This is a genomic window from Brevundimonas sp. UBA2503 (genome assembly GCF_002341485.1).
Taxonomy (GTDB): domain Bacteria; phylum Pseudomonadota; class Alphaproteobacteria; order Caulobacterales; family Caulobacteraceae; genus Brevundimonas; species Brevundimonas halotolerans.
This window is the reverse complement of sequence record NZ_DDOD01000001.1, coordinates 1-23,173: the sequence shown is the minus strand read 5'-3', so window position 1 is coordinate 23,173 and position 23,173 is coordinate 1. Positions and strand designations below refer to the sequence as shown.

Below are 23,173 nucleotides of genomic sequence, written 5' to 3'. Positions count from 1 at the left end.
ACACAAATACAAATGGCGACGTTCCGTTTCGTCCGCGCGCCTCCGTGTGTAATAGATGGGCGTTATCGACACAGCCTGCAACCGGGCGAAAATTTCCCACGCATGACCCTGATTCAAGGCTACCTTTTTCGCCAGCTGCTCCTGCCGGTCGCCGGGGCGTGCGGTGCGCTGGTGGGAATCGGCGTGCTGAGTCAGAGTCTTGAACAGCTGGAATTCGTGGTCGAGCGCGGCCAGAGCCTGTGGCTGATGCTCAAGCTGACCCTGCTGGCCGTGCCCCAGTTGCTGGGGGTCGTCCTGCCCATCGGCCTGTTTGTCGGCGCGCTGATCGCCCTGACGCGTTTGCAGCGCGAACAGGAACTGACAGCGGCGCAGGCCGCAGGCCTGACCCGCACCGCCCTGATCCGCCCGGCCGTGCGGCTGGCCCTGATCGTCGTAGCGCTCGGGCTGCTGATCAATGCCGTGGTGCAGCCCTGGTCGCAGACGACGGCGCGCACCGAAGCCTTTGCCGTGCGGTCCGATCTTGCGGCCCTGCTGGTCGAGGAAGGCGAATTCGTTCAGGGCCCCGACGGGCTGACCGTCTATGTGCAGGAGATCGAGCAGAACGGCCTGCTGAAAAACCTGTTCATCTACATCGAGAACGACGGAACCACCGAGACCTGGAACGCCACCGAGGCCCGGTTCGGCCGGGTGGACGGGGAGCCGATGCTGACCCTGATCGGCGGATCCAGCCAGCGCTATTCGTCGGCGGGGGTGCTGAACCTGTTGTCGTTCGACACCTATGTCTTTCCGCTGGGCGCCTTTGCCGAGGTGGCCGATCAACCGCGCTTCAAGCCAGCCGACCTGGGTCTCAGCGACCTGTTCATGCCCCGGCCCGAGATGATTCCCTCGGTCGGGACCCGCAATGAGCTGATGGCCGAGGGGCACTCGCGGCTGGCCTCGCCGCTCTATGCCCTGACGGCGATGGCGCTGGCGCTGGCGGCGATCCTGGCCGGATCGTTCAGCCGTACGGGCTACGGCATACGGGTCGCCAAGGCGGCGGCGGTCTTTTTGCTGGTTCGCATTTTTGGCTATGGCCTTGTCGCAGCGGCGGCATGGACCCCCTGGCTGAACATCCTGCAGTACGCCTTCCCGCTGGTTGTGGCAGGGCTCGCCACCGCCATGCTGTTCCGCACGCCGAGGCGCGGTCGACGCCTGGCCCTGTTCGACATCCGGGCGCTGCTGCCGCGGGGTGCCGGCGCATGAGTTTCAGGGCCACCCGCATCCTCAGCCTCGGGCGCATCGAACGTTACGTCCTGATTCAGCAGGCCCTCGCCCTGACGGTGGCCCTGGCGGTGATCGCCAGCTTGATTATGTTGATCGACTTCGTCGAGATTTCTCGCGGCGTTGGCTCGGACGTTGACCTGTCGGCCCTGCGTATCCTCGGCCTGATGGGGATGAAGTCTCCGGCGGTGATCCTGCAGCTGATGCCGTTCGTCTTCCTGTTCGGGACGCTGGCGGCCTATGTCGGCCTCAACCGACGCAGCGAGTTAATCGCCATGCGGGCCGCCGGGCTTTCGGCTTGGCGATTCGTGCTGCCGGCGGCCGGAACCGCACTGATCTTCGGTGTGCTGACCATCACCGTACTTGGCCCCGTCGCCGCCTGGGGCGATGGCCTGTTCCAGCGGGAGCGCACTCGGCTGTCCTCAGCCCCGGTGGAAATCGACCAGCCCAAGGCCGTCTGGATCCGCGAGGGCGACAGCCAGCGCCAGATGATCATCCGCGCGGCGTGGCAGAACAGCGCCACGGCCCAACTGCAGGACGTAACGGTCTTCATCTATACGGTCGGCGAGGGCGGCGCGCTGAGCTTCGTCGAGCGGATTGATGCGGCCTCGGCGGCCCTGACCTCGGGCAGCTGGCGTCTGACCGATGCGGTCGGGGCCCAGACCGGCCAGCGGGCTGTGTCCTATGCCCGGCTGGACCTGCCCTCCAGCCTGGCGCGGGATGAGGCGTTCGCCCGGTTCGCCCGCCCCCAGTCGACCTCCCTGTGGGCCCTGCCGACCCAGATCCGGCGCGTCGAGCAGGCGGGCTTTTCGTCGACAGCCTATCGGTTGCGGCTGCACCAGCTTTTGGCCACGCCCCTGATGTTCGCCGCCATGTCGATTCTGGCGGCGGCCTTTTCCCTGCGCCTGATGCGGCTTGGTGATCTGGCGCGCATGTCGATTGCGGCCGTCATCCTCGGTTTCGCCTTTTTCTTCGTAAATCAGACCTTCGCGGCGTTCGGGACGGCAGAGGTGATTCCGCCGTTCCTGGCCGCATGGTTGCCTCCGGTGCTGACCGGGCTCGCGGCCTTCACCCTGCTGTTCTATACCGAGGACGGCTGAGCCCGCCCCCGCTTGAGGTTGACGTGAAGCAAGACAGGATTTCGTCCGGCCAAGGGGCCCCGCGACACCGCCATTTGCGCGGGCGTCTGCTGGCGGGCGTCGCCACGCTGGCGTGCGGGCCCCTGTTTCTGGCCGGTCAGGCTTTCGCACAGGACGCCACGCCACCCGCTCCTGCTGCTGGCTCGGCGGATGGCCTTGCCGCCGAGGCCGTCTACATGGATGCAGGATCGGTCTCCCGCGACGGCGATGTGCTGACGGCCGAGGGCCCAGCCGATGGCGCCCGCGTGTTCGCCCGGTTCCGCGATCACACGCTGCAGGCGCGTCGCATCGACTATGACCTGGCGAACCAGACCGCCAGCGCCTCGGGCGAGGTTGAGCTGACCGCCCCGGATGGGACGGTCGTCTTTGCATCCCTTCTCGAACTGGAAGACGACCTGCAGACCGGTATCGCGGTCGATTTCGCCACCCGCCTCGAGAACGGTGCCAGCCTGATGGCGGCCACGGCCGTGCGCCGTTCGGATACGCTGAACGAGCTCAACTACGCCCTCTTCACCCCCTGCCCGATCTGCGACGAGGAGGGCCGGCCCAAGACACCCAGCATTTCCATTCAGGCCGAGCGCGTGGTCCAGGACGAAGCCCTGCGGGCCATCCTGTATCGCAATGCCATCTTCAAGATCGGTGGCGTGCCGGTTCTTTACCTGCCGTTCTTCGGTCACCCGGATCCAACGGTCGAGCGGGCCAGCGGCTTTCTGGTGCCGATCATCGATTTCGACGAGGAACGGGGCGTTTCATACGAACAGCCCTATCTGATCGTCGTCTCGCCCTCAGAGGACTGGCTGATCAGCCCGCAACTGAATACCAGCGTCGCCCCCCTCCTGAATGTGCAGTGGCGCAGGCGCTTTGCGGACGGCACCGTCGAAGTCCGCAGCGGCTATACCTATGAGCGGACCTTCGGGGATTTCGATATCGACGGCGACGGCATTGACGATGTCGCCACGCCGCTGGATCGGGAGCATCGCAGCTATCTTCTTGCCCATGGGCGCTTTGATCCGGACGGACCCTGGCGCTGGGGTTTCACGGTCGAGCGGGTCTCCGACAAGACGCTGTTCGACCGCTATGACGTGCGCAATCCCTATCCGGACAATGGCCTCTACTATGGCGACGAGCGCCGCCTGATCAGCCAGATCTATGCTGAGCACCAGACGCGGCGCAGCTATGTCTCGCTCGCAGCCTTCGACATCCAGAGCCTGAGGGTTGCCATTCCGAATGAGGCCGCGCCCGGCCTGAATGTGTTCGAGTCCGACAGCAGCCTGCCGGTGGTCGCGCCCCTGATCACGGCCCGGTGGGAGCCGCGCGGCGAGGTGATGGGCGGACGTCTGCGCCTGAGCGGTTCGTCGGTCGCGCTGTTCCGCGACGATTTCGTCGGCAGTCCTGTCCTTCGCCCCGAGATCGTCCCTGATCCGGTGCCGGCCGGCCTGTCGGGCGTCGACAGTCGCCGGGTCAGCGGGCAGCTCGACTGGCGCCGGGCCTTCGTCAGCCGGGCCGGGGTGATCTGGGAGCCGTTTGTCGACGGACGGGTGGACCTGTATTCGCTCGACGATTTGCCCGCACCCTTCGAGGCTGGCACGCAAACCCTCAGCCGGGGCCGGTTCAGCGCGGGTCTGGACGTCCGCTATCCGCTGGTGCGGACATTTGCCGGGGGCGGAGACCTGATCGTGGAGCCCCGGGCCCAGTTGTCTGTCTCCACCGCGACCGACCTCGACCCCCGCATCCCCAATGAAGACAGCCAGACGCTGGAGCTGGACGAAAACTCCCTGTTCCGGATGGATCGGTTTCCCGGCTACGACCTCTATGAGGGCGGCGTGCGCCTGACCCTGGGCACGCGGGCCACCTATCGCTGGGGCGAGGCGCGCGAAGCTTCGCTGTTCATCGGCAAGAGCTGGCGCGACGATGATGAGCCCGGTCTCAGGGCCCTGATCCCCAACCCGGACCCGTTGGCACCCCCGGCCTTTTACGATCCGAACGGCCTGGTCTCGGCATCGTCCGACTGGGTGGTGCAGGGCAGTTTCGCGCCGTCTGAAGGCGTGCGCGGCTGGGCCCATGCCACGATCGACGACTCGGGCAATATCCGCCGGGCAGAAGCGTCGGTCGAGGCGACCTGGCGTCGCCGGGACCGGGCCTCGGTCACCTATATCGTTGATCGCTCGAACCCCCTCGGCGGCCCCCTGAACCGCAACTATGAGTTCGTCGAACTGCGCGGCCAGGAGTTCATCTGGGGCAATTGGGGCATTGCCGGCGCGGGGGTGATGGATCTGGAGCGCGACCTGATCACGCGTTCGGAAATCGGCCTGCTGTTTGACGACGATTGTTTCCGGTTCGAAGTCGGCTATCGACGCGACAACACCCGGGTCAGACCCAGCGGTCCGTCCGACGGCGTCTACATCCGCCTAAACCTCGCCACTTTTGGAGGGTCAGGCTATGACCGGAATGAAAGGCGCTGGTAGGCGGGGGCTTGGACACGCGCCAGCGAGTTTGACCTCGCGCCGATCTACGTTGATACGGGGCTGAGTTGATACGGGGCTCCTGCGCCGAACCGGTATGAGGACTAAGAACGAACCATGCGTTTCATGCGTACAGTGATCGCGGTTGCGGCGCTTCTGGCCATGGCCAGCCCGGCCCTCGCCCAGACTGCGCCGACCTCGGCAGGCACCCTCGACCCGGCAGCCAACCGTCCGGCCCAGCCGCGTGCAGTGGCTGAGCCTCAGTTCGTCCTGGCCGACGGCATTGTCGCCACGGTGAATGACCGGATTATAACCGGCTTTGATCTGCGTCAGCGGATGCTGCTGATCATCATCATGAGCGAGGTCCAGCCGACCGCCGAGAACGTCGCCCAGATCCAGCGCGAAGCCCTGGACATGCTCATCGAGGAGCACCTTCAGGCCGAAGAGATCGCCAAATTTCCGACGCTGATCATTACAGATGCGGATGTCGATGCCGAAATCGCCGCCATGGCCGAACAGGCCGGCATGGCGCCCGACCAGTATATGCAGGCCCTGGCCTCGGCCGGCATTCACGCGCGTACCATCCGCGAACAGATCCGCACCGCCATCGGTTGGCGCGAACTGGTCGGCGGCCGCTTTGCCAGCCGGGCTCGCGTCAGTCGCAGCCAGGTCGAACAAAGCCTCCGCAAATACGAGGAAGCCGCCACCAAGAAGCAGTACCTGATCGGCGAGATCTACATCGACGCCAACCGGGTCGGGGGCATGCAGTCCGCCATCACCGGCGGCCAGCAGCTGATCCAGCAGATGATACAGGGTGCGCCCTTCCAGGCTGTGGCCCAACAGTTCTCGGCCGCACCGACAGCCGTGCGCGGCGGCGATGCCGGCTGGGTGGTCGAGGGCACGGTCGCCCCCGCCCTGCAGCAGGCCTTCGACAACCTCGACATCGGCCAGCTGTCCAACCCCATCGTTGTCGAGGGTGGCGTCTACATCATCTACATGCGCGACAAGCGAGAAGGGTCGGCCACCAGCCTGGTACAGTTGAGCCAGATCATGGTCGAACTGCCTGAAACCGCGACCGATGCGGAGGTCGAGGCCGCGGCCCGGCGCCTGATGGCCGTCCGTCCGGAACTGACCTGTCAGACGATGGTCGCACGTGCCGCGTCCGAGCCCGGCCTGCTGGGGTCCGACCTCGGCGAAAGTGACGTTCTGAACCTGGCGCCGCAGTTCCAGCCGTTCGCGCGCTCGGCCGAAGTGGGCCAGGTCAGCGAACCGATCCGCACGCCGCTGGGTCTGCATCTGGTGGGCGTTTGCGGTCGCCGCGTCGGATCGGCGGACATGCCGACCTACCGCGACGTCGAATCGCAGCTGCTGCGCGCCAATCTGGCCATGCTGGGCCGTCGCTATATGCGCGATCTGCGCGCCGACGCCCTGATCGAGATGAAGTGATGACCCGGCCCCGGCCGCCGCTTGCCCTGTCCATGGGCGATCCGGCCGGCGTGGGCCCCGAGATCATCGCCGCCGCCTGGAAAGCGCGCCCCTGCCCGTTCGTCGTCGTCGGCGACGCGCGGTGGATGGCCGCGCATGCCCCGGTCGAAGTCGTGACGGATCCGGGGTCAGCCGCCGCGGGGTTCGACCGCGCCATCCCGGTGCTGGATCATCCTCTGAGCGCCCCGGTTACCCCCGGACAGCCCGATCCGGCCCATGCCCCAGCCATCACCGGCTGGATCGAATCGGCGGTTCGGCTGTGCCTCGACGGCACGACTGCGGGGATGGTCACGGCCCCGATCGCCAAGGCGCCGCTCTATCAGGCCGGCTTTCGCTTTCCGGGCCATACGGAGTTTATCGCCGAACTGACGGCAGACACCCCGTGGGGCCAGACGCGCGGACCGGTGATGATGCTGACGGCCATGGATCTGCGCGCCTGTCTGGTCACGATCCACACACCCCTGTCGCAGGTGCCCGAGATGGTCACGGCGGAGCGGGTCAGCCGCGTGGCCCGCGTGGTTCATGAGGCCTTGATCCGCGATTTCGGCATCGCACGCCCGCGTCTGGCGCTGGCGGGGCTCAATCCACATGCGGGCGAAGGTGGCTCGATCGGTCTGGAGGAGCAGGAGGTCCTGATCCCGGCTGCCAGCGCCCTCAGGGCCGAAGGGCTGGACATCAGCGACCCCCGCCCGGCCGACACCCTGTTCCACGACGAGGCCCGCGCCACCTATGACGCCGTCCTGTGCCTGTATCATGATCAGGCCCTGATCCCGGTGAAGACCCTCGACTTCTGGGGCGGGGTGAATGTCAGTCTGGGTCTGCCCGTGGTGCGGACCTCGCCCGACCACGGGACCGGCTTCGACATCGCCGGGCGCGGCATCGCCCGGCCCGACAGCCTGATTGCCGCCCTGACCCTCGCCCGCACCATGGCCGACCGCCGGATCGCTGCCGCATGACCGACCTGCCTTCCCTGCGAGAGTCGCTGGACGCCCACGGGCTGATGGCGAAGAAGAGCTTCGGCCAGCATTTCCTGCTGGACCTCAATGTCACGCGCAAGATCGCACGGCTGGCCGGACCGTTTGCGGGCGACGCCGTGATCGAGGTCGGCCCCGGCCCCGGCGGTCTGACGCGTGCCCTGATGGAGAGCGACGCCGGTCGGGTGGTCGCCGTCGAGAAGGACGCGCGCTTTCTGCCCCTTCTCGGCGAACTCGATGACGGCAGCGGTCGCCTGCATCTGGTCGAGGGCGACGCCCTCAAGGTCGATGAGCGGTCACTGGTCGATGGTCCGGCCCATCTGGTGTCGAACCTGCCCTACAATGTCGGCACCGCCCTGCTGATCAAATGGCTGACGGGTCCGTGGACGCCCGCTTCGATGACGCTGATGTTCCAGAAGGAGGTCGCCCAGCGCGTGGTGGCCCAGCCCGACGACGACGCCTATGGCCGGCTCGCCGTCATCAGCCAGGCCCTGTGCGAGGCGCGCATGGTCATGACTCTGCCTGCGGCCGCCTTTACCCCGCCGCCCAAGGTGGCCTCGGCGGTCGTGCATCTGGTGCCCCATGCCGAGCGGCTGGCCGACGACCGTATCCGCAAGCTGGAGCGGGTGACCGCCGCAGCCTTTGGCCAGCGCCGCAAGATGCTGCGTTCCAGTCTCAAGCCTCTCGGCGGCGCGACCCTGTGCGAGGCCGCCGGGATCGAACCGGACGCCCGGGCCGAGACCATCGACATCGTCGGCTTTCTGCGGCTGGCCGACGCGCTCGCCTGACGATCAGTCTCGCGGGGCCAGACGCTCCGGGAAGGGGCGTCCGAGGGCCTCGGCCACAGCCTGCTGACTGATCAGGAACACCTCTTCCCGCCGGTGGTAGTTGTTCGACAGGACGATCACGACAATCCCGGCGTCGGGCTGCCAGACCATCATGTTGCGGAAACCGGACCAGCTGCCGGTGTGATAGATCTGACGGTCGTCGAAGGCCGGCTCGACCTGCTGTCCCAGCGCCCGGCTGAACAGGCCATAGCCCCAGTGCCGACGCGGACCGCCCCGGCGCTCCTCAGGGGTGTCGCCCGGCGCATGGTCCGCAATCAATGCCGCATAGGCCTTCGGGCTCAGTAGCCCGCCCCGATGCAGCGCCCAGGCCCAGGCCAGCAGGTCGTCCATGGTCGAGGACAGGGCGCCCGCGCCCGGAATGATGCTGACATTCGCCTCGGGCTGGGGCGTGATCCCCGCAGGGAAGTCGGCATAGCCCATGGCCAGCCCGGGCACTGCGTCAAAGCCGGTCCGGCTCATCCCCAGCGGCTCAAAGAAGGCCTGCTCCAGATAGCGCTGAAAGGGCAAACGCGTTGCGGCCTCGACCACGGCGGCCGCCAGATTGAAGCCGGCGTTGTTGTAGCGCAGGTCCGTGCCCGGCTCGAACTGCAGATTATAGAGGGCGCTGTCCCGCGTCAGCTCTTCGAGGGTCGCCGGGGTCACGCGCCGGGTGCCCCAGCCGGGGCGCGCCATCAGGTCGGGGATGCCCGACTGGTGCGAGATCAGATGGCCGATGCGAATGTCGGCCCAGGCCTCCGGACAGTCGGTGATCCAGTCGCAGACCGGATCACCGACGCTCAGCACGCCCTCGTCCTGAAGGCGCAGGATGGCGGCGGCGGTGAACATCTTGCTGACCGAGGCCAACCGCACAGGGGTGTCCAGCTGGAACGGGCGACCGGCTTCGCGATCCGCCATGCCATAGACCTGCCGGAACAACACCTGATCCCCGCGCGCAACCAGCACAGCGCCGGCAAACCTGTCGCGAGCCGCCAGATCATCGAGCGACGCCTTCAGCTGCGGCAGGTCCTCGACCGCCACAACCGGTGGGCGGACGCGGATGGAAGGCCCCGACGCAGCCTCGGCCGTGTCCTGACCGGCGTCGGTTCGCACCGTCACCGCCCAGGCGGACGAGATCAGCACAGCCAGGGCCGCCAGCCCTGCAAGAATCGGTAAGGGTCTCATCCGACCCTAGATATCGAAAGTCAGGCCGAACTGGGCATAAAGAGCGCGTGAGTCCTGCCATTTCGGATCGACCTTGACCGTCAGGAACAGGTGAACCGGCCGGTCCATCAGCAGGGTCAGCTCCTCGCGAGACTTCTGGCCGATCCATTTCAGGGTCTGGCCCGAGCGGCCCAGAACGATCGGCCGCTGGCTCTCGCGCTCGACATAGATGGTCTGCTCGATCCGGACAGAGCCGTCGTCGCGCTCCTCGAAGGCTGTGGTTTCGACCGCCGCCGAATAGGGCAGTTCCTCGTGCACCCGCAGGAACACCTTTTCCCGCGTGATCTCGGCCGCCAGAACCCGCAGCGGCAGGTCCGCGCTCTGATCCTCGGGATACAGCCAGGGGCTTTCCGGCATCAGGCCCGAGAGGTGGGCCTTGAGATCCAGCACCCCGTCGCCGGTCGCCGCCGAAATCAGGAAGACGTCGCTGTAAACCCCCGTGTTGAACAGCTCGGTCATCACGGCCAGCATCGACTCGCGCTTCAGGCCGTCGATCTTGTTGAGCGCCAGGATCGCCTTGCTGTCGCGGCCCTTCAGGGCCTGGATGATGGTCTCGACATCCTCGACCGAGCGACGGTCAGCGGGCGAGCCCTTACCCTCCCCGATGGCCATCTGGGCCGAGGTGTCGACCAGATGCACGACGGCGTCGGCCTCCTCTGCGCCTTCCCAGGCCGAGGCGACCATGGCGCGGTCCAGCCTGCGCCGCGGGTTAAAGATGCCGGGCGTATCCACCAGCACCATCTGGGTCTGGCCGTCCATGACGATGCCCCGCACGGGAAAGCGTGTAGTCTGCACCTTCTGGGTGACGATCGACACCTTGGAGCCCGTCAGCCGGTTGACCAGCGTCGATTTGCCGGCATTGGGCGCGCCGATCACGGCGACGAAGCCGGCCCGCGTTCCGGTCTGGGAGGTATCTGAGGTCAAATCACGCCTTCACGCTTCATCAGGGCCAGGGCGGCCGCTTTCTCCGCCTCCTGACGCGAACGACCGGTCGCGGTCAAGGCATCCGTGCCGCTGATCGTCACTTCGACACGGAAGGTCGGGGCGTGGTCACTGCCGGTTCGCTCGACCACGCGATAGGCTGGCAGCCCCCGCCCAACCTTGAGCGACCACTCCTGCAACGACGATTTCGGATTGCTGAGGCTGCGCGAGGACGGGTTTTCCAGTTCGTTTCGCCACAGGTGGTCGAATGCCGTGCGGGCCGCATCCAGGCCGCCGTCGAAATAGATCGCGGCCAGAATGGCTTCCATGGCGTCGGCCAGGATGCCGTCGCGGCGCCGCCCGCCCTGTTTGCTCTCGCCGGGGGACATGCGCAGGGCCGGTCCCACGCCGGCGGCCTCACCCACCCGCGCACAGGCGGCCTTGTCGACCAGACCGTGCAGGCGCGAGGACATCTCACCCTCATCCGCCTGGGGGAAGTCGCGCATTAGCCGTTCGGCGACCAGCAGGCCCAGTACCCGGTCGCCGAAGAACTCCAGCCTCTGGTTATCCAGAATGGGACGCCCGACGGCGTCGTGGGCCGCACCCTCACCCACGCTGGGGTGGGTCAGGGCGCGTTCCAGCAGGGACGGATCGCGGAACTCATATCCCAGCGTCTGGGCCAGCGCCCGGACAGCCTTATTCCGGCGATCCGCCATCCCCTATTTCAGGACGGTGAAGAAGCGGTCCAGGCGAACCTTGCTGAACCAGCTGACCGGGTTCCAGAGCGACGCCCCCTCGTTCCACGAGAACAGGATCATCTCGGCCTTGCCGATCAGGTTCTCTGCGGGGACCAGGCCGACCCCCATGGCCGACTGTTCGCGGCTGTCGATCGAGTTGTCGCGGTTGTCACCCATCATGAAGTAGTAGCCCTCGGGCACCTCGAACACCGGAGTGTTGTCGAGGCTGTAGTTCGGGCCGAAGTCCTGGATCTGGTAGCTACGGCCGTTCGGGAGGGTCTCGCGCAGGGTGGTGACCGTCTGGCCGTTGAACATGTCAGCCACCTGTTCGCCGGTGACGACGACGTTCTCGACCGGCTCGCCGTTGATGTGCAGGACATTGTTGATCATCTGCACCCGGTCGCCGGGCACACCGATCACGCGCTTGATGTAGTCGGTCTTGTTGTCGCTCGGCAGTTTGAAGACGGCGATGTCACCGCGCTCCGGCGCATTGTCCATGATGCGGCCCTCGAACAGCGGCGGGCTGTAAGGGATGGCGTGCTTCGAATAGCCGTAGGTCCATTTGGACACGACGATGTAGTCGCCCTCGTACAGGTTCGGCTCCATCGAGGCCGACGGAATGGTGAAGGGCTGGAACAGGAAGATTCGCAGCAGAATGGCGATGAACAGGGCGATGGCGACGGTCTTGATGATCTCGACCCACTCGTTCTTGTCGCTTTTCCCGCCGTCGGAATCGTCACCGCCGTCGTCGCCGTCATCCCCGTCGTGGGCATCGCCCTCGTCGCTCCAGACCGGGCGACGCGAGGACTCAGGGTCGGCACCGGACGAGGCGGCCGCAAGGGCAGCGGCGATCGGCTCGGGCGGCGGGGTCATAGCTTCCGCCGGGGCGGGCTCGGGCTCGGGCTCGGGCTCGGGCTCGGGCGAATGATCGGGTTCGGGCTCGGCTGCAGCCACAGGCTCAGCCGCTTCTTCCGGGGCCACGACGGGCTCGACGTCCGGCGTCACCTCGACGGCGGGCTCAGGCTCGGCGTGCGATACGGATCCTTCGGTCTCGTGCGTCGTGGGCTCGGCCGCAGCCGGTTCGACGTGAGCCGTGCCCGTCTCGACCGGCTCGGGCGTCGGCGCCGCGTCGGGCGCGGCGTGATCGTCCGTCTCGGTCGTCTTGTTCTCTTCGGTCATTGCAGAACCCCCGGTGTGCCGCGCGCAAGCGTGACAGGCCTATAGCCTGATTATGTGACGGGCAAGACTTCGATCACCACGAAGGCGAGCGCATAAGGATGCTCGTCGCTGAGCGTCAAGTGGATGCTGGAAGTGTGGCCTGACGGTGTCAGTCGCGCCAGATGCTCGGCGGCATGTCCGGTCAGTATCAGGGTCGGCCGACCACTGGGCAGGTTCACCACCCCCATGTCGCGCCAGTAGACATCGGCCCGCATGCCGGTACCCAGTGCCTTGGCGCACGCCTCCTTGGCCGCGAACCGCTTGGCGTAGCTCCAGGCCGGGTCCGGCTTGCGGTCGGAGCGGGTGCGTTCCAGCTCGGTGAAGCAGCGCTGTTTGAAGCGGTCGCCGAAGCGGTCCAGCGAGGTCTGGATGCGGCGGATATCGCACAGATCGGCGCCGACCCCGACGATCAAAACGCCGCTCCGTCGATGGCGGACCGCATCCGGGCAATGGCCTCGTCCAGACCGATGAAGATGGCCTCGCCGATCAGGAAATGGCCGATGTTGAGCTCGCGGATCTGCGGCAAGGTCGCGATCTCGGCTGCGGTCTCATAGTCCAGCCCGTGCCCGGCATGGACCTCAAGGCCGACGCTGTGCGCCATCGCCACCGCCTCGGTCAGCTCCTGAAAGGCCGCGCGACGCGCCTCGCCCTCGACGTGGCAGTACCGACCCGTATGAAACTCGACTACCTGGGCGCCGACACCGGTCGCGGCCATCACCTGCTGTTTCGACGGATCGATGAACAGGGAGACGCGGATGCCGGCCTCCTTCAGCTGCTGCACAGCAAAGAACAGCGGCCCGATGTGGGCCTGCACGTTCAGCCCGCCCTCGGTCGTCACCTCCTCGCGGCGTTCGGGCACGATGCAGACTGCGTGGGGCCGGTGGCGCAGGGCGATGTCCAGCATCTCCTGCGTCAGGGCCATTTCGAAATTGAGCGGTCGCCCGGCGCGGGCACACAGGACGCTCAAGGCTTCGATATCCGGATCGGTGATGTGGCGGCGGTCCTCGCGCAGATGGGCGGTGATGCCGTCGGCCCCTGCGGCGAGCGCCTGCTCGGCCGCGCGGACCGGATCGGGATGCAGGCCGCCCCGGGCATTCCGCACCGTGGCCACATGGTCGATATTGACCCCCAGACGCACCCGCTCGGCCATGGTCTATCCCTTTGCCAGTCTGCGGCTGCCCGGGTCCTCGACCGGCAGGGCGGCCAGTTCGGGCGGCAGGGCGTCGGCCGGGTATGCGGGCACATCCAGCGTCGCCAGCGCGATCAGCGGCACGCCCACGTCCGCCCTGCCCCCCGACCGGTCGACGATGCAGGCGGCCGCCACGACCTCGCCGCCCGCCTTGCGGATCGCCTCGATGCATTCGCGCGACGACAGGCCGGTGGTGACGATGTCCTCGACCATGACAACGCGCTCGCCCGGCTCGACCGTAAAGCCGCGCCGCAGCTTGAACTCGCCGCCCTCGCGTTCGACGTAGAGAGAGCGGACCTTCAGATGCCGCGCGGTCTCATAGCCGGGGATGATCCCGCCTACGGCCGGTGAGATGGCCACATCGACCGCCCCGACCGTCGCCGTGATCTTGTCGGCCAAAGCCTTGCACAACCGCTCGCAGCGGGCGGTATCCATGAACACCAGATTTTTCTGCAGGAAGACCGGGCTGTGCAGCCCCGAGGACAGCACGAAATGGCCCTCGCGCAGGGCCCCGGCATCGCGAAATTCGGTCAGGACGTCTTCGGTGTTCATGCGCCGTTTCTAGACCCCTCAGGCGGCCGGAGGAAAGACCGAAGCGCGGCCTTATTCCAGGTTCTGGTGCGGCTTCAGGCCACGGGCCAGCAGTTCGCGCCAGATGCCCTCGGCGTCATCGGCAAATCCCATCAGGTCGAGGTCCTTTTTGGCGATCATGCCGTGCTCGACCATCGCCTCGAAATTGAGGATCGACGTCCAATAGGCCCGGTCCACGAGGACGATGGGGATCGGCGGGGCTTTGTCGGTTTGGCGCAGGGTCAGCAGTTCGAACAGCTCGTCAAAGGTGCCAAAGCCGCCCGGAAACACCACCAGCGCATTGGCGCGCATGGCCAGATGCATCTTGCGCATGGCGAAATAGTGAGAGCGAAATGTCAGCTCCGGCGTCGACCAGGCGTTGGGCTCCTGCTCGTGCGGCAGGGTGATGTTGAAACCCACGGAAGGGGCGCCCACGTCCGTCGCGCCACGGTTGGCCGCTTCCATGATCCCCGGCCCGCCGCCGGTGGCGATGACGTTGTTGCGCAGTTCCCCGACCGCGCCGTCCAGGGCCCCGCCCCGCTCGGAGGCGAGGCGGCCGAACGCGCGCGCCGTGTCGTACCAGGGCGTGCCGGGCTTCACGCGGGCGCTGCCGAACACGACGATGGTCGAGCGCACGCCCCATGCCCTGAGCGCCTCCTCGGCCTTGGCGTATTCCAGCAGGAACCGCACGCCCCGCATGGAGTCGCCCAGCAGAAAGTCCTGATCGAGCGCCGGCAGGCGATAGGACGGCGAGGCCCTCTGGGCCGTATTGTCGGACGGGCGATCCGCCATCAGCCGCGCACGCGTTCGACCGAATCGACAAAGGCATTGGCCCGCAGCGCCGCCATCAGGGTCGTGGCATGGCGGGCATCGCGGACCTCGACGTCGATCTCCACGTCAAAGAAGTCCTGCTGCCGGTGGGTCATGACCAGGTTGAGGATATTGCCGCCCGCCTCGCCGATCTGGGTGGCGACCTGCCCCAGCACGCCCGGGGCATTGCGGATAGTGGCCTTGAGCCGCGAGGCTGCCGTCGCGTTCATCTCGGCGCGGGGGGTCCACTGCAGGTCCTGCCACAGGCTGTCGTCGTCGCTGAACTCGACCAGTCGGCCGCAGTCGATGGTGTGCACCGTCAGACCGCGCTCCGGCTCCAGAATGCCGACGATGCGGTCGCCCGGCAGCGGCGAACAACAGTGGCCAAAGTGGATGCTGATGCCCGGCGTCAGGCCGCTGCCCCGAACGTACAGCTGGGCCTCGCTCTCCTCGATCCTGCGCCGGTCGTGGGCGACCTTGACCTGGCCCTTGAGCGCCGGGAACAGCATCTCGACGACCTTGATCGCCTGCACCTGCCCGCGCCCGATCGCTTCGAACAGGGCCTCCTCGGACTCGATCGACAGGGTCTCAAGCACCGGGGTCAGCGCCAGTTCGCTCAACTTCTTGCCCGCGCGTGACAGGGTCTGCTCAAGCGTTGAACGCCCCAGTTTGTGGAACTCCTCGCGCTCCGAACTGCGGATCGTGCGGCGGATCGACGAGCGTGCACGCCCCGTCACCGTCAGCGAGCGCCAGTCGACCGGTACCTCACGCTTGGCCCCGCGAATGATCTCAACGACGTCGCCATTGACCAGCTGGGTCCGCATCGGCTTCAGCTCGCCGTTGATCTTCACGCCGACGGCGGTCTCGCCGACCTCGGTATGGACGGCAAAGGCAAAGTCCAGCGGCATGGCCCCGCGTGGCAAGGTGATCAGCTGGCCCTTGGGCGTGAAGACGAACACCTGATCGAGGAACATCTCCAGCTTGGCATGCTCGACCCAGTCGTCGCCGCCCTCGCCCGTTTCGATGATCTGGACCAGACGTCGCAGGTTCTCCAGCGGATCGCGTCCACCGGAACGCTCCATCGCCTCGCGGTCAAAGCCGTAGGACTTGTTCTTGTAGCGCCAGTGGGCGGCGACGCCGTCCTCGGCGATCCGGTCCATGTCGCGCGTCCGGATCTGGGTCTCGATGCGCACCCCGCCCCGGCCGACCAGGGTCGTGTGGATTGAACGATAGTTGTTCGACTTGGGGGTCGAGATGAAGTCCTTGAACCGGTCCGGCACCATCGGCCAGGCCCGGTGGATCACGCCCAGCGCCCGGTAGCAGTCGTCCTCGCTGTCGACGATCACCCGAAAGGCATAGATGTCCGACAGGGTCGAAAAGCCGACCGACTTGCGCTGCAGCTTGCGCCAGATGGAATAGGGCGTCTTTTGGCGACCGATGACCTCGGCCTCTACACCCTTGGCCACCAGCAGGTCCTGGACCTCCTGGGCCACGTCTTCCAGCGCCGTGCCCTGCTCCTGCTTCAGCGCCTCCAGCCGCCGCTTGATGGCGGTGTGCGCGATCGGGTTCAGATGCTCGAAGGCCAGTTCCTCAAGCTCGAGGGCGATCGAATGGATGCCGATCGACCGGCCCAGCGGCGCATAGACCTCCAGCGTCTCGCGGCTGATCCGCTCGCGCTTCTCGGGCTTCACGTAATGGAGGGTGCGCATGTTGTGCAGCCGGTCGGCAAGCTTGACCAGCAGCACCCGGACGTCGCGGGAAATGGCGAGGATGAATTTCCGCAGGTTCTCGGCCTGACGGGTATGCTCGGCCTGAAGCTCGAGGCGGCTCAGCTTGGTCACGCCCTCGACCAGTTCCGCAACCTCTTCGCCGAACATGGCGGCGATGTCGTCGCGCGTCGCCGAAGTGTCCTCGACCACATCGTGCAGCAGGGCGGTGACGATGGTGGCAGTGTCGAGCTTGTAGTCCGTCAGGATGCCCGCGACCTGAATCGGATGGGCGAAGTAGGGGTCGCCCGAGGCCCGCAGCTGCGAGCCGTGCATCTTCATCGCATAGACATAGGCCTTGTTGATCAGCGCCTCGTCCGCAGACGGGTCATAGGCCTTGACCATCTCCACCAGTTCGAACTGGCGTAGCACGCGCACGCGCTCGACCCGCGGCTTCTCGAGAGCCGCAGGGGAAGGCGTTTCAGCTTCGACAAGTTTGGCTACCGGGGCGATACGGGACCGCTTCGGGCGGAGTGGAACAACCGTGTTCGGTTCCGCTGTCAGTAGCGCTCCTCCTGGCCGCCGTCACGGTCGCTTTGCAGCGCACGGATCAGTTCGGCCTCGGCCATGTTCATGTGCTGCGGCTCGGCCAGCAGGGCGCGGGTCTCGGCCTCATCCTCGGCCTCGGTGCGCTCATCCACCCGTTGCAGGGTGGTGATCAGGTTCTCGCTCAGTTCATCCGGCGACACAGTGTCGTCAGCCAGTTCGCGCAGGGCGACGACCGGGTTCTTGTCATTGTCGCGATCAATGGTCAGCGCCTCGCCCTTGGCGATGTTGCGGGCGCGGTGACCGGCCAGCAGGACCAGACCAAAACGGTTCGGCACCCTTTGGATGCAGTCTTCGACAGTGACGCGAGCCATGAATTTCCTCGAACTCTGGGAGAACCAGACAAAATAGAGACTTCCCGCCCATTGTGCAACGCCACATCGGCAGGAATGAGGCGTCTAGCGATCCAGCGGCACCGCGTCGCGTCCGACGCGGGCGGTCTCGACCAGCGCAGTGACCGGGCGTCCGGAGACAGGATCCCTCCAGTCCGGGTCTATCTCGGCCAGCGGCCCCATGACGAAGACGCGATCGACGGCCCGCGGGTGGGGGAGGATCAGATCGGGCAAGTTCAGCACCTGTCCACTGAAGTCGATCAGGTCGAGGTCCAGCATCCGGGGCGCATTTTTCACCGACCGTTCGCGCCCAAAGCGCGCCTCAATGCCGGAAAGCGTGGTCATCAGTTCAAGCGCTGTCCCGGCCCACGCGCCTTGCGCCACGCCATTCAGAAACGGCGGATCGGTCGGGTCGGGCCAGGCGGCCGACCGCCACCAGCGCGAGCGGCGAACGTCGCCCAGTCCCGCGCTCTCCAGATCGTGAACAGCGGCGTCCAGCAAGGCGCTGATATCCGGCCAGGCCCCCTTGTCATTGCTGCCCAGAGCGATGATGACAGAGGGGCTCATATTCTCTCCGGGGTCGTCCATCGGACCCTCATATTTTACAGGACATCGAGAATGCACCTCTACCCTGACGAGCGCCTTGCGCTGTTCATCGACGGCTCAAATCTTCATGCAGCTGCCCGGTCGCTGAGTTTCGATCTGGACTTCAAGGCCATGCTGGACGACGTGCGCGAACGATCGCGTTTCGTCCGCGCCTACTACTACACCGCCGTGGTCGAGGGGGAGGAATTCTCACCCGTGCGTCCGCTGGTGGACTGGCTGGGCTACAATGGCTTCTCCACCGTGACCAAACCGGTCCGGCGCTTTACCGATGCCTCGGGCCATGTCCGCATGAAGGGCAATATGGATGTCGAGATCGCCGTCGACATGATGCAGATGGCCCCGCGGCTCGACCACGCCGTGCTGTTCTCGGGCGATGGCGACTTCCGCCGTCTCGTGCAGGCGGTTCAGGCGGAGGGCTGCCGGGTGTCGGTGGTCTCGACGCTCAAAACCCAGCCCCCGCACATCGCCGACGAACTGCGCCGTCAGGCTGACGACTTCGTCGAGCTGGCCGACCTCAAGACTCTGTACGGCCGCCCCCGCACGGTCCGCGAAGACGCATGACGACGCCTGCTCCGGTCGCCGAGCCGCCCGCCGACTGTCCACTCTGCCCCCGGCTGGTGGCCTATCGCGCCGAGAATGCGCGGCGCGAACCCGACTGGTTCAATGGCGCCGCACCTTCGTTCGGCGACACGCAGGCCCGGCTGCTGGTGGCGGGCCTCGCCCCTGGTCGCACCGGGGCCAACCGCACGGGTCGACCCTTCACCGGCGATCACGCCGGCTGGCTGCTATATCAGACGCTGATCGAGACCGGCTTTGCGCGCGGCACCTATGACGCCCGGCCCGATGACGGGCTGGAACTGCTCGACTGCATGATTACCAATGCCGTCCGCTGCGCCCCGCCCGGCAACAAACCCCTGCCGGCCGAAGAGGCGACCTGTCGGCCCTTCCTGACCGCCCGCCTTCAGACCCTGCCGCAGCTGAAGGTGATCGTCACCCTGGGCGATGTCTCGCGCCGCAATGTGCTGAAGGCGCTGGGCAAGCCTGCCTCGGCCATGGCGCCGGGGCATGGGTCCGAGGCCCGGGTCGGCCCCTACGTCCTGCTGAACAGCTATCACTGCTCCCGGTTGAACACGAATACAGGGCGGCTCACGCCCCTGATGTTCCGGGAGATTTTCGAGCGGGCTCGCATCCTCATCGAAATGTGATCGAACATTGTTCGCCTGACAGGCGAATGTGGCGGCCCGGACACATCCTTTTCCCCTCGCACGTGTAGACTAACTTTCGCGGGAACATCTCCGCGAGAGCCCGCGTTTCGGCCCACAGGAGGCTGTCATGCGTACGAACACTCACTTCTTTTCCCGCGGCGAACGAAAAGCCGCTCTCTGGGCGGTTGTCGCGGCTGTCGCGCTGTCCGCAGCCGGCTTTGCCTGGGACTGGGCCCAGGGGCCGTCGCTGGGCCTGTATGAGCGTATGGGCCAGACCCAACTGGTCGGCGTCATCGAGGCGCAGCCTCTGGGCTAAGGCTCAGCCCTTTTCGCGCAGCAGGCGGGCCTTGTCGCGCTGCCAGTCGCGTTTGGCGGAGGTTTCGCGCTTGTCGTGCAGCTTCTTGCCCTTGGCCAGCGCCAGCTCCACCTTCGCCTTGCCCGATTCGTTCAGATACAGCTTGAGTGGGATCAGCGTCTGGCCGTCCTTCTGCACAGCCCCGATCATGCGGTCGATCTGGCGGCGATGCAGCAGCAGCTTTCGCGGGCGGCGCGGCTCATGGTTGAACCGGTTGGCCTGGGCGTAGGGCGGGATGTCCGCATTGATCAGCACGATCTCGCGCCCCTCGATGGCGGCATAGCTTTCGGCGATATTTGCGCGCCCGGCCCTTAGCGCCTTGATCTCGGTGCCGACCAGGATGATGCCGGCCTCGACCGGCGCGTCCAGAAAATAGTCGAAGCGCGCGCGCCGGTTCTCGGCGATGATCTTCGGCTCATACTTCTTCTTGTCCGACTGAGGACGCCTTTGGGCGGGTGCTTGCGCCATTATTGAACGCCCGCCGCCTTCATGGCGCGATCGATGGCAGGCCTGACCGCATCCGCCGTGGGCGCCAGCGGCAGCCGCACCTCCTCGCTGCACAGACCCAGACGCGCCAAGGCGTACTTCGTCGGGGCCGGAGAATTGTCCAGAAACAGTGCCTTGTGCAGATCGATCAGCCGATCCTGCCACAGACGAGCGCTCTCCAGATCGCCGGCCTGAACCGCGTCGTACAGGGCGACCATGGCCTCGGGCGCGACGTTGGACGTCACTGAAATCACCCCGTGCCCACCATGCGCCAGATAGCCGAGGAAACTGGGGTCATCGCCCGAGATCAGGTCAAAACGCCCGTCGACATGGGTCCGCATCCAGCTGGCGCGGGCGAGGTCCGCCGTGGCGTCCTTGATGCCGACGATGTTGGGGTGCTTCGCCAGCCGCGCCACCGTGTCATTCGACAGGTCCACGCCCGTGCGACCGGGCACATTGTAGAGCAGCACCGGCAGCTGCACGGCCTCGGCGATCGCCTCGAAATGCAGGGCCAGCCCTTCTTGCGAGGGCCGGTTGTAATAGGGGGTCACAACCAGCGCCCCGTCAGCGCCGACCGTCTTGGCGTGACGCACCTTGTCGATGGCGACATCGGTCGAGGACGAGCCTGCGCCTGCGATCACGCGGATACGACCGGCCACGGTCGAAACCACGGATTCGACCACATAGGCGTGCTCTTCCGCCGTCAGGGTCGCGCTCTCGCCGGTCGTGCCCATGGGCACCACGCCGTGCACGCCAGCCGCGATCTGGCGCTCGACCAACGCCTTCAAAGCGTCGTCGTCCACGTTTCCGTCACGAAGAGGTGTGATCAAGGCGGTGATCACGCCCTTGAAAGTCGGGCCGGTCATGGGAACGATGGTCCTTCGCGTGGGCTTTACCGAGTCTGCGGAAGGTTTCGAACGTAAGGGGCGCCTCGTGCTGCCGCAACCGAGATGATGGGGTTAGGACAAACCATGCTGACATCGATCCTGGCCACGATCCTGGCCCTCAGTGCCCCTGCGCCCGAGGTGCTGGTCTCGAACCTGTCATCGGTGAACTGGTTCTCGTCCTCGAACTCGGACGCGAGCGCCCAGGAAGTGCCCTATGGCGCCACCGTCCGCCTGCTGAACGCGGCCGAGGCCCGCCTGCTCAACCAGGCGCTTGAGGCCGCCCGCGCCCGCGACATCGACCGGGCCCGCAGCCTTGCAGCCGGAATCGACAACGCCACCGCGCGCAAGCTGGTCGACTGGGCCCTTGTCGACACCTCGGCCGATCTGATGAGCTTCGAGGAACTGGCCCGCGCCCGAGTCACCTTCGCCGACTGGCCCCGCGCCGAAAGCCGCATCATGGCCGGTGAGCGTGCCATTGGCCGCAGCTCGGCCAGCCCCGCAGCAGTCATCGGCTTCTTCGACGGCCACCCGCCCCTGACCATCGACGGGGCCATCGGGCTGGCGCTGGCGCTCGAAGCCTCGGGTCGGGCGGACGAGGCCCGCCCGATCATCCGCGACTGGTGGCGGAACCAGTCGTTCGAGTTCGACGCCCAGAGCCGCATTCGGTCGATCTGGCCGAACTGGATCGCGCCTGCCGATGATGAGGCGCGACTGAACATGCTGCTGCTGGGACCGCATGGTCCCGCGACGCGCGCCATGATCAACCGGGTCAGCCCCGCACAGCGCACGATCGCAGAGGCCGTTCTGGCGCTCCGCACCGCCTATGCCCCCGACGCCATCGTTGCCGGACTGACTCCGGCCCAGGCGGGTCACCCCGCCGTGGTCCTCGAACGGGTCCGCATCCTGCGCTCGCAGGGCCGCGAGGCCGAGGGCTTTGGCCTGCTGGCCGGCCTGCCCGCCGCCCCGACCCATTCCGATGGCCAGAACACCCTGTGGAGCGAACGCCGCAACTATTTCCTCGACGCGCTGGAGGTCCGGAACTGGCAGGCCGCCTATGACTCCATGGCCGGTCATGGCTTCCCCGGCGGCGAGCGCATGGTCGATGCCGAATTCTTTGCCGGCTGGGTCGCCCTGGTGAAGCTGAATGACCCGGCCCGGGCCGGCCGCCATTTCGAGTCCCTGCGCCAGATGTCCGAGACCCCGATCACCCAGGGGCGGGCGCTCTACTGGCTGGGTCGGGCCGCCGAGGCCCAGGGCGATATGGGCGCCGCCCGAGGCTACTATGGCGCCGGCGCCATTCACATCCAGTCCTTCTATGGCCAGCTGGCCGCCGAAAAGGCAGGCCAGACGCAGATCATCCTGCCCGCCGACCCCGAGATCACGCCCGAGGCTCGCGCGGCCTTCGAGGGCAATGAGGTCGTTCAGGCCGCCCGTATGTCGGGTGAAGCCGGAGAGATGGGCCTGCTTCGGGCCTTTGCCTATCATCTCGACGACACCCTGCCGGCCGCCACCGATGTCGCCCAGTTGATGGATATGGTGCTGGGCTTTGGCGACCGGTTCGGCTCGATGATGGTCGGACGTGCCGCCAGCCAGCGCGGCTGGCTGATGCCCATGCGCCAATACCCGATCCGCATCCCGCCCGAGGTCGCGGGCGCCGCCCCCCTGCCCTTCACCCTGGCCATCACCCGTCAGGAATCCAGCTATGACCCGCTGGTGGTGTCGAGTGCCGGGGCGCGTGGCATGATGCAGTTCCTGCCATCAACGGCCTCGGGCGTCGCCCGCCGTCTGGGTATGCCCTACTCGCTCGATCGCCTGTGGGACCCCGACTATAATATGACGCTGGGCAGCTATCACCTCGGCGAGCTGATGGTGGCCAATGGCGGGTCCATGATTCTGGCAGCCGTGGGCTATAACGCCGGACCGGCCCGCCCGCCCCAGTGGATTGCCCGCTGCGGCGACCCGCGCGGAGGTATCGTGGACCCCGTCGACTTCATCGAGTGCACGCCCTTCACCGAGACGCGCAACTATATGATGCGGGTCATGGAGAATATGCAGATCTACAAGGCGCGACTGGGCGACGGCACCGGCGAGCTGACCCTCTCGGCCGATCTTGCGCGCGGTGGCTCCGGACCGACCCCCTATCTGTCGCTGGCCAACTAGGTTCTGGACTCATAAGC

At 66.6% G+C, this 23,173-nt stretch carries 23 protein-coding genes; 10 read left to right on the top strand and 13 right to left on the bottom strand.

Annotated elements, in window-relative coordinates; genetic code table 11:
- Positions 1-102 precede the first annotated feature (102 nt).
- The 6 genes from B4K74_RS00115 to rsmA all read left to right on the top strand — a co-directional run bounded on the left by B4K74_RS00115 (position 103) and on the right by rsmA (position 8,108).
- Positions 103-1,242: an LptF/LptG family permease gene (locus B4K74_RS00115; RefSeq protein WP_286691238.1), complete on the top strand. Its 1,140-nt coding sequence runs from the start codon at positions 103-105 to the stop codon at positions 1,240-1,242.
- Positions 1,239-2,360: an LPS export ABC transporter permease LptG gene (lptG, locus tag B4K74_RS00110; protein WP_286691237.1), complete on the top strand. Its 1,122-nt coding sequence runs from the start codon at positions 1,239-1,241 to the stop codon at positions 2,358-2,360. Before B4K74_RS00115 ends, lptG begins: the two co-directional genes overlap by 4 nt.
- Positions 2,361-2,434: 74 nt before the next feature.
- Complete coding sequence (locus tag B4K74_RS00105; RefSeq protein WP_286691236.1) at positions 2,435-4,864, top strand: LPS-assembly protein LptD; 2,430 nt, start codon at positions 2,435-2,437, stop codon at positions 4,862-4,864.
- 123 nt (positions 4,865-4,987) lie between these two features.
- Positions 4,988-6,307, top strand: coding sequence for a peptidylprolyl isomerase (locus B4K74_RS00100; protein ID WP_286691235.1), 1,320 nt, complete (start codon positions 4,988-4,990; stop codon positions 6,305-6,307).
- Complete coding sequence (pdxA, locus tag B4K74_RS00095; RefSeq protein ID WP_286691234.1) at positions 6,307-7,302, top strand: 4-hydroxythreonine-4-phosphate dehydrogenase PdxA; 996 nt, start codon at positions 6,307-6,309, stop codon at positions 7,300-7,302. The genes B4K74_RS00100 and pdxA overlap by 1 nt, the downstream gene beginning before the upstream one ends.
- The gene (gene rsmA, locus B4K74_RS00090; protein ID WP_286691233.1) at positions 7,299-8,108 is read left to right on the top strand and encodes a 16S rRNA (adenine(1518)-N(6)/adenine(1519)-N(6))-dimethyltransferase RsmA; all 810 of its coding nucleotides are present in this window, start codon (positions 7,299-7,301) and stop codon (positions 8,106-8,108) included. Before pdxA ends, rsmA begins: the two co-directional genes overlap by 4 nt.
- A gap of 3 nt (positions 8,109-8,111) precedes the next feature.
- Here rsmA and B4K74_RS00085 read toward each other — a convergent pair whose 3' ends face one another.
- From B4K74_RS00085 to folK, 11 genes are all read right to left on the bottom strand, one after another.
- Positions 8,112-9,329: a serine hydrolase domain-containing protein gene (locus B4K74_RS00085; protein WP_286691232.1), complete on the bottom strand. Its 1,218-nt coding sequence runs from the start codon at positions 9,327-9,329 to the stop codon at positions 8,112-8,114.
- 6 nt (positions 9,330-9,335) lie between these two features.
- Complete coding sequence (gene era / locus B4K74_RS00080) at positions 9,336-10,292, bottom strand: GTPase Era (protein ID WP_123286957.1); 957 nt, start codon at positions 10,290-10,292, stop codon at positions 9,336-9,338.
- On the bottom strand, positions 10,289-11,005 hold the full coding sequence (gene rnc, locus B4K74_RS00075; protein WP_286691231.1) for a ribonuclease III: 717 nt from the start codon (positions 11,003-11,005) through the stop codon (positions 10,289-10,291). Before rnc ends, era begins: the two co-directional genes overlap by 4 nt.
- Positions 11,006-11,008: 3 nt before the next feature.
- Positions 11,009-11,899: a signal peptidase I gene (gene lepB, locus B4K74_RS00070; RefSeq protein ID WP_286691250.1), complete on the bottom strand. Its 891-nt coding sequence runs from the start codon at positions 11,897-11,899 to the stop codon at positions 11,009-11,011.
- Positions 11,900-12,255: 356 nt separating this feature from the next.
- Complete coding sequence (gene acpS / locus B4K74_RS00065) at positions 12,256-12,657, bottom strand: holo-ACP synthase (RefSeq protein ID WP_123286970.1); 402 nt, start codon at positions 12,655-12,657, stop codon at positions 12,256-12,258.
- Positions 12,654-13,394 carry a pyridoxine 5'-phosphate synthase gene (locus tag B4K74_RS00060; RefSeq protein WP_286691230.1) on the bottom strand — a complete coding sequence of 247 codons (741 nt, stop codon included), beginning with the start codon at positions 13,392-13,394 and terminating at the stop codon, positions 12,654-12,656. Before B4K74_RS00060 ends, acpS begins: the two co-directional genes overlap by 4 nt.
- Positions 13,395-13,397: 3 nt before the next feature.
- Positions 13,398-13,985, bottom strand: coding sequence for an orotate phosphoribosyltransferase (pyrE, locus tag B4K74_RS00055; RefSeq protein ID WP_286691229.1), 588 nt, complete (start codon positions 13,983-13,985; stop codon positions 13,398-13,400).
- A 51-nt stretch (positions 13,986-14,036) separates the two neighbouring features.
- Complete coding sequence (locus tag B4K74_RS00050; RefSeq protein WP_286691228.1) at positions 14,037-14,795, bottom strand: LOG family protein; 759 nt, start codon at positions 14,793-14,795, stop codon at positions 14,037-14,039.
- Positions 14,795-16,924 carry a RelA/SpoT family protein gene (locus B4K74_RS00045; RefSeq protein WP_286691249.1) on the bottom strand — a complete coding sequence of 710 codons (2,130 nt, stop codon included), beginning with the start codon at positions 16,922-16,924 and terminating at the stop codon, positions 14,795-14,797. The genes B4K74_RS00050 and B4K74_RS00045 overlap by 1 nt, the downstream gene beginning before the upstream one ends.
- Positions 16,925-17,079: 155 nt before the next feature.
- Positions 17,080-17,439, bottom strand: a complete 360-nt coding sequence (rpoZ, locus tag B4K74_RS00040) for a DNA-directed RNA polymerase subunit omega (protein ID WP_123286978.1) — start codon at positions 17,437-17,439, stop codon at positions 17,080-17,082.
- Between the two features lie 84 nt (positions 17,440-17,523).
- Positions 17,524-18,045, bottom strand: a complete 522-nt coding sequence (gene folK, locus B4K74_RS00035; RefSeq protein ID WP_286691227.1) for a 2-amino-4-hydroxy-6-hydroxymethyldihydropteridine diphosphokinase — start codon at positions 18,043-18,045, stop codon at positions 17,524-17,526.
- Positions 18,046-18,075: 30 nt separating this feature from the next.
- Here folK and B4K74_RS00030 point away from each other — a divergent pair, with 30 nt between their 5' ends.
- From B4K74_RS00030 to B4K74_RS00020, 3 genes are all read left to right on the top strand, one after another.
- The gene (locus tag B4K74_RS00030; protein ID WP_123286982.1) at positions 18,076-18,624 is read left to right on the top strand and encodes an NYN domain-containing protein; all 549 of its coding nucleotides are present in this window, start codon (positions 18,076-18,078) and stop codon (positions 18,622-18,624) included.
- Positions 18,621-19,268, top strand: coding sequence for a uracil-DNA glycosylase (locus tag B4K74_RS00025; RefSeq protein WP_123286983.1), 648 nt, complete (start codon positions 18,621-18,623; stop codon positions 19,266-19,268). Before B4K74_RS00030 ends, B4K74_RS00025 begins: the two co-directional genes overlap by 4 nt.
- A gap of 127 nt (positions 19,269-19,395) precedes the next feature.
- Positions 19,396-19,584, top strand: a complete 189-nt coding sequence (locus B4K74_RS00020) for a hypothetical protein (RefSeq protein WP_123286985.1) — start codon at positions 19,396-19,398, stop codon at positions 19,582-19,584.
- A 3-nt stretch (positions 19,585-19,587) separates the two neighbouring features.
- On the opposite strand, the gene smpB is transcribed toward B4K74_RS00020, so the two are convergent.
- Together smpB and dapA are read right to left on the bottom strand one after the other, a co-directional pair.
- Positions 19,588-20,091, bottom strand: coding sequence for an SsrA-binding protein SmpB (smpB, locus tag B4K74_RS00015; protein WP_286691226.1), 504 nt, complete (start codon positions 20,089-20,091; stop codon positions 19,588-19,590).
- Positions 20,091-20,975, bottom strand: a complete 885-nt coding sequence (dapA, locus tag B4K74_RS00010; RefSeq protein ID WP_286691225.1) for a 4-hydroxy-tetrahydrodipicolinate synthase — start codon at positions 20,973-20,975, stop codon at positions 20,091-20,093. Before dapA ends, smpB begins: the two co-directional genes overlap by 1 nt.
- Before the next feature lie 105 nt (positions 20,976-21,080).
- On the opposite strand from dapA, the gene B4K74_RS00005 reads away from it, so the two are divergent.
- Complete coding sequence (locus B4K74_RS00005; RefSeq protein WP_286691224.1) at positions 21,081-23,156, top strand: lytic transglycosylase domain-containing protein; 2,076 nt, start codon at positions 21,081-21,083, stop codon at positions 23,154-23,156.
- Positions 23,157-23,173: the final 17 nt, after the last annotated feature.

Excerpts from the sequence above, each read along its gene's own strand:
- B4K74_RS00115 (WP_286691238.1), top strand. The coding sequence starts at position 103 with ATGACCCTGATTCAAGGCTACCTTTTTCGCCAGCTGCTCCTGCCGGTC.
- lptG (WP_286691237.1), top strand. The coding sequence starts at position 1,239 with ATGAGTTTCAGGGCCACCCGCATCCTCAGCCTCGGGCGCATCGAACGT.
- B4K74_RS00100 (WP_286691235.1), top strand. The coding sequence starts at position 4,988 with ATGCGTACAGTGATCGCGGTTGCGGCGCTTCTGGCCATGGCCAGCCCG.
- pdxA (WP_286691234.1), top strand. The coding sequence starts at position 6,307 with ATGACCCGGCCCCGGCCGCCGCTTGCCCTGTCCATGGGCGATCCGGCC.
- rsmA (WP_286691233.1), top strand. The coding sequence starts at position 7,299 with ATGACCGACCTGCCTTCCCTGCGAGAGTCGCTGGACGCCCACGGGCTG.
- B4K74_RS00085 (WP_286691232.1), bottom strand. The coding sequence starts at position 9,329 with ATGAGACCCTTACCGATTCTTGCAGGGCTGGCGGCCCTGGCTGTGCTG.
- rnc (WP_286691231.1), bottom strand. The coding sequence starts at position 11,005 with ATGGCGGATCGCCGGAATAAGGCTGTCCGGGCGCTGGCCCAGACGCTG.
- lepB (WP_286691250.1), bottom strand. The coding sequence starts at position 11,899 with ATGACCCCGCCGCCCGAGCCGATCGCCGCTGCCCTTGCGGCCGCCTCG.
- B4K74_RS00060 (WP_286691230.1), bottom strand. The coding sequence starts at position 13,394 with ATGGCCGAGCGGGTGCGTCTGGGGGTCAATATCGACCATGTGGCCACG.
- pyrE (WP_286691229.1), bottom strand. The coding sequence starts at position 13,985 with ATGAACACCGAAGACGTCCTGACCGAATTTCGCGATGCCGGGGCCCTG.
- B4K74_RS00050 (WP_286691228.1), bottom strand. The coding sequence starts at position 14,795 with ATGGCGGATCGCCCGTCCGACAATACGGCCCAGAGGGCCTCGCCGTCC.
- B4K74_RS00045 (WP_286691249.1), bottom strand. The coding sequence starts at position 16,924 with ATGGTCAAGGCCTATGACCCGTCTGCGGACGAGGCGCTGATCAACAAG.
- rpoZ (WP_123286978.1), bottom strand. The coding sequence starts at position 17,439 with ATGGCTCGCGTCACTGTCGAAGACTGCATCCAAAGGGTGCCGAACCGT.
- folK (WP_286691227.1), bottom strand. The coding sequence starts at position 18,045 with ATGGACGACCCCGGAGAGAATATGAGCCCCTCTGTCATCATCGCTCTG.
- B4K74_RS00030 (WP_123286982.1), top strand. The coding sequence starts at position 18,076 with ATGCACCTCTACCCTGACGAGCGCCTTGCGCTGTTCATCGACGGCTCA.
- B4K74_RS00025 (WP_123286983.1), top strand. The coding sequence starts at position 18,621 with ATGACGACGCCTGCTCCGGTCGCCGAGCCGCCCGCCGACTGTCCACTC.
- B4K74_RS00020 (WP_123286985.1), top strand. The coding sequence starts at position 19,396 with ATGCGTACGAACACTCACTTCTTTTCCCGCGGCGAACGAAAAGCCGCT.
- smpB (WP_286691226.1), bottom strand. The coding sequence starts at position 20,091 with ATGGCGCAAGCACCCGCCCAAAGGCGTCCTCAGTCGGACAAGAAGAAG.
- dapA (WP_286691225.1), bottom strand. The coding sequence starts at position 20,975 with ATGACCGGCCCGACTTTCAAGGGCGTGATCACCGCCTTGATCACACCT.
- B4K74_RS00005 (WP_286691224.1), top strand. The coding sequence starts at position 21,081 with ATGCTGACATCGATCCTGGCCACGATCCTGGCCCTCAGTGCCCCTGCG.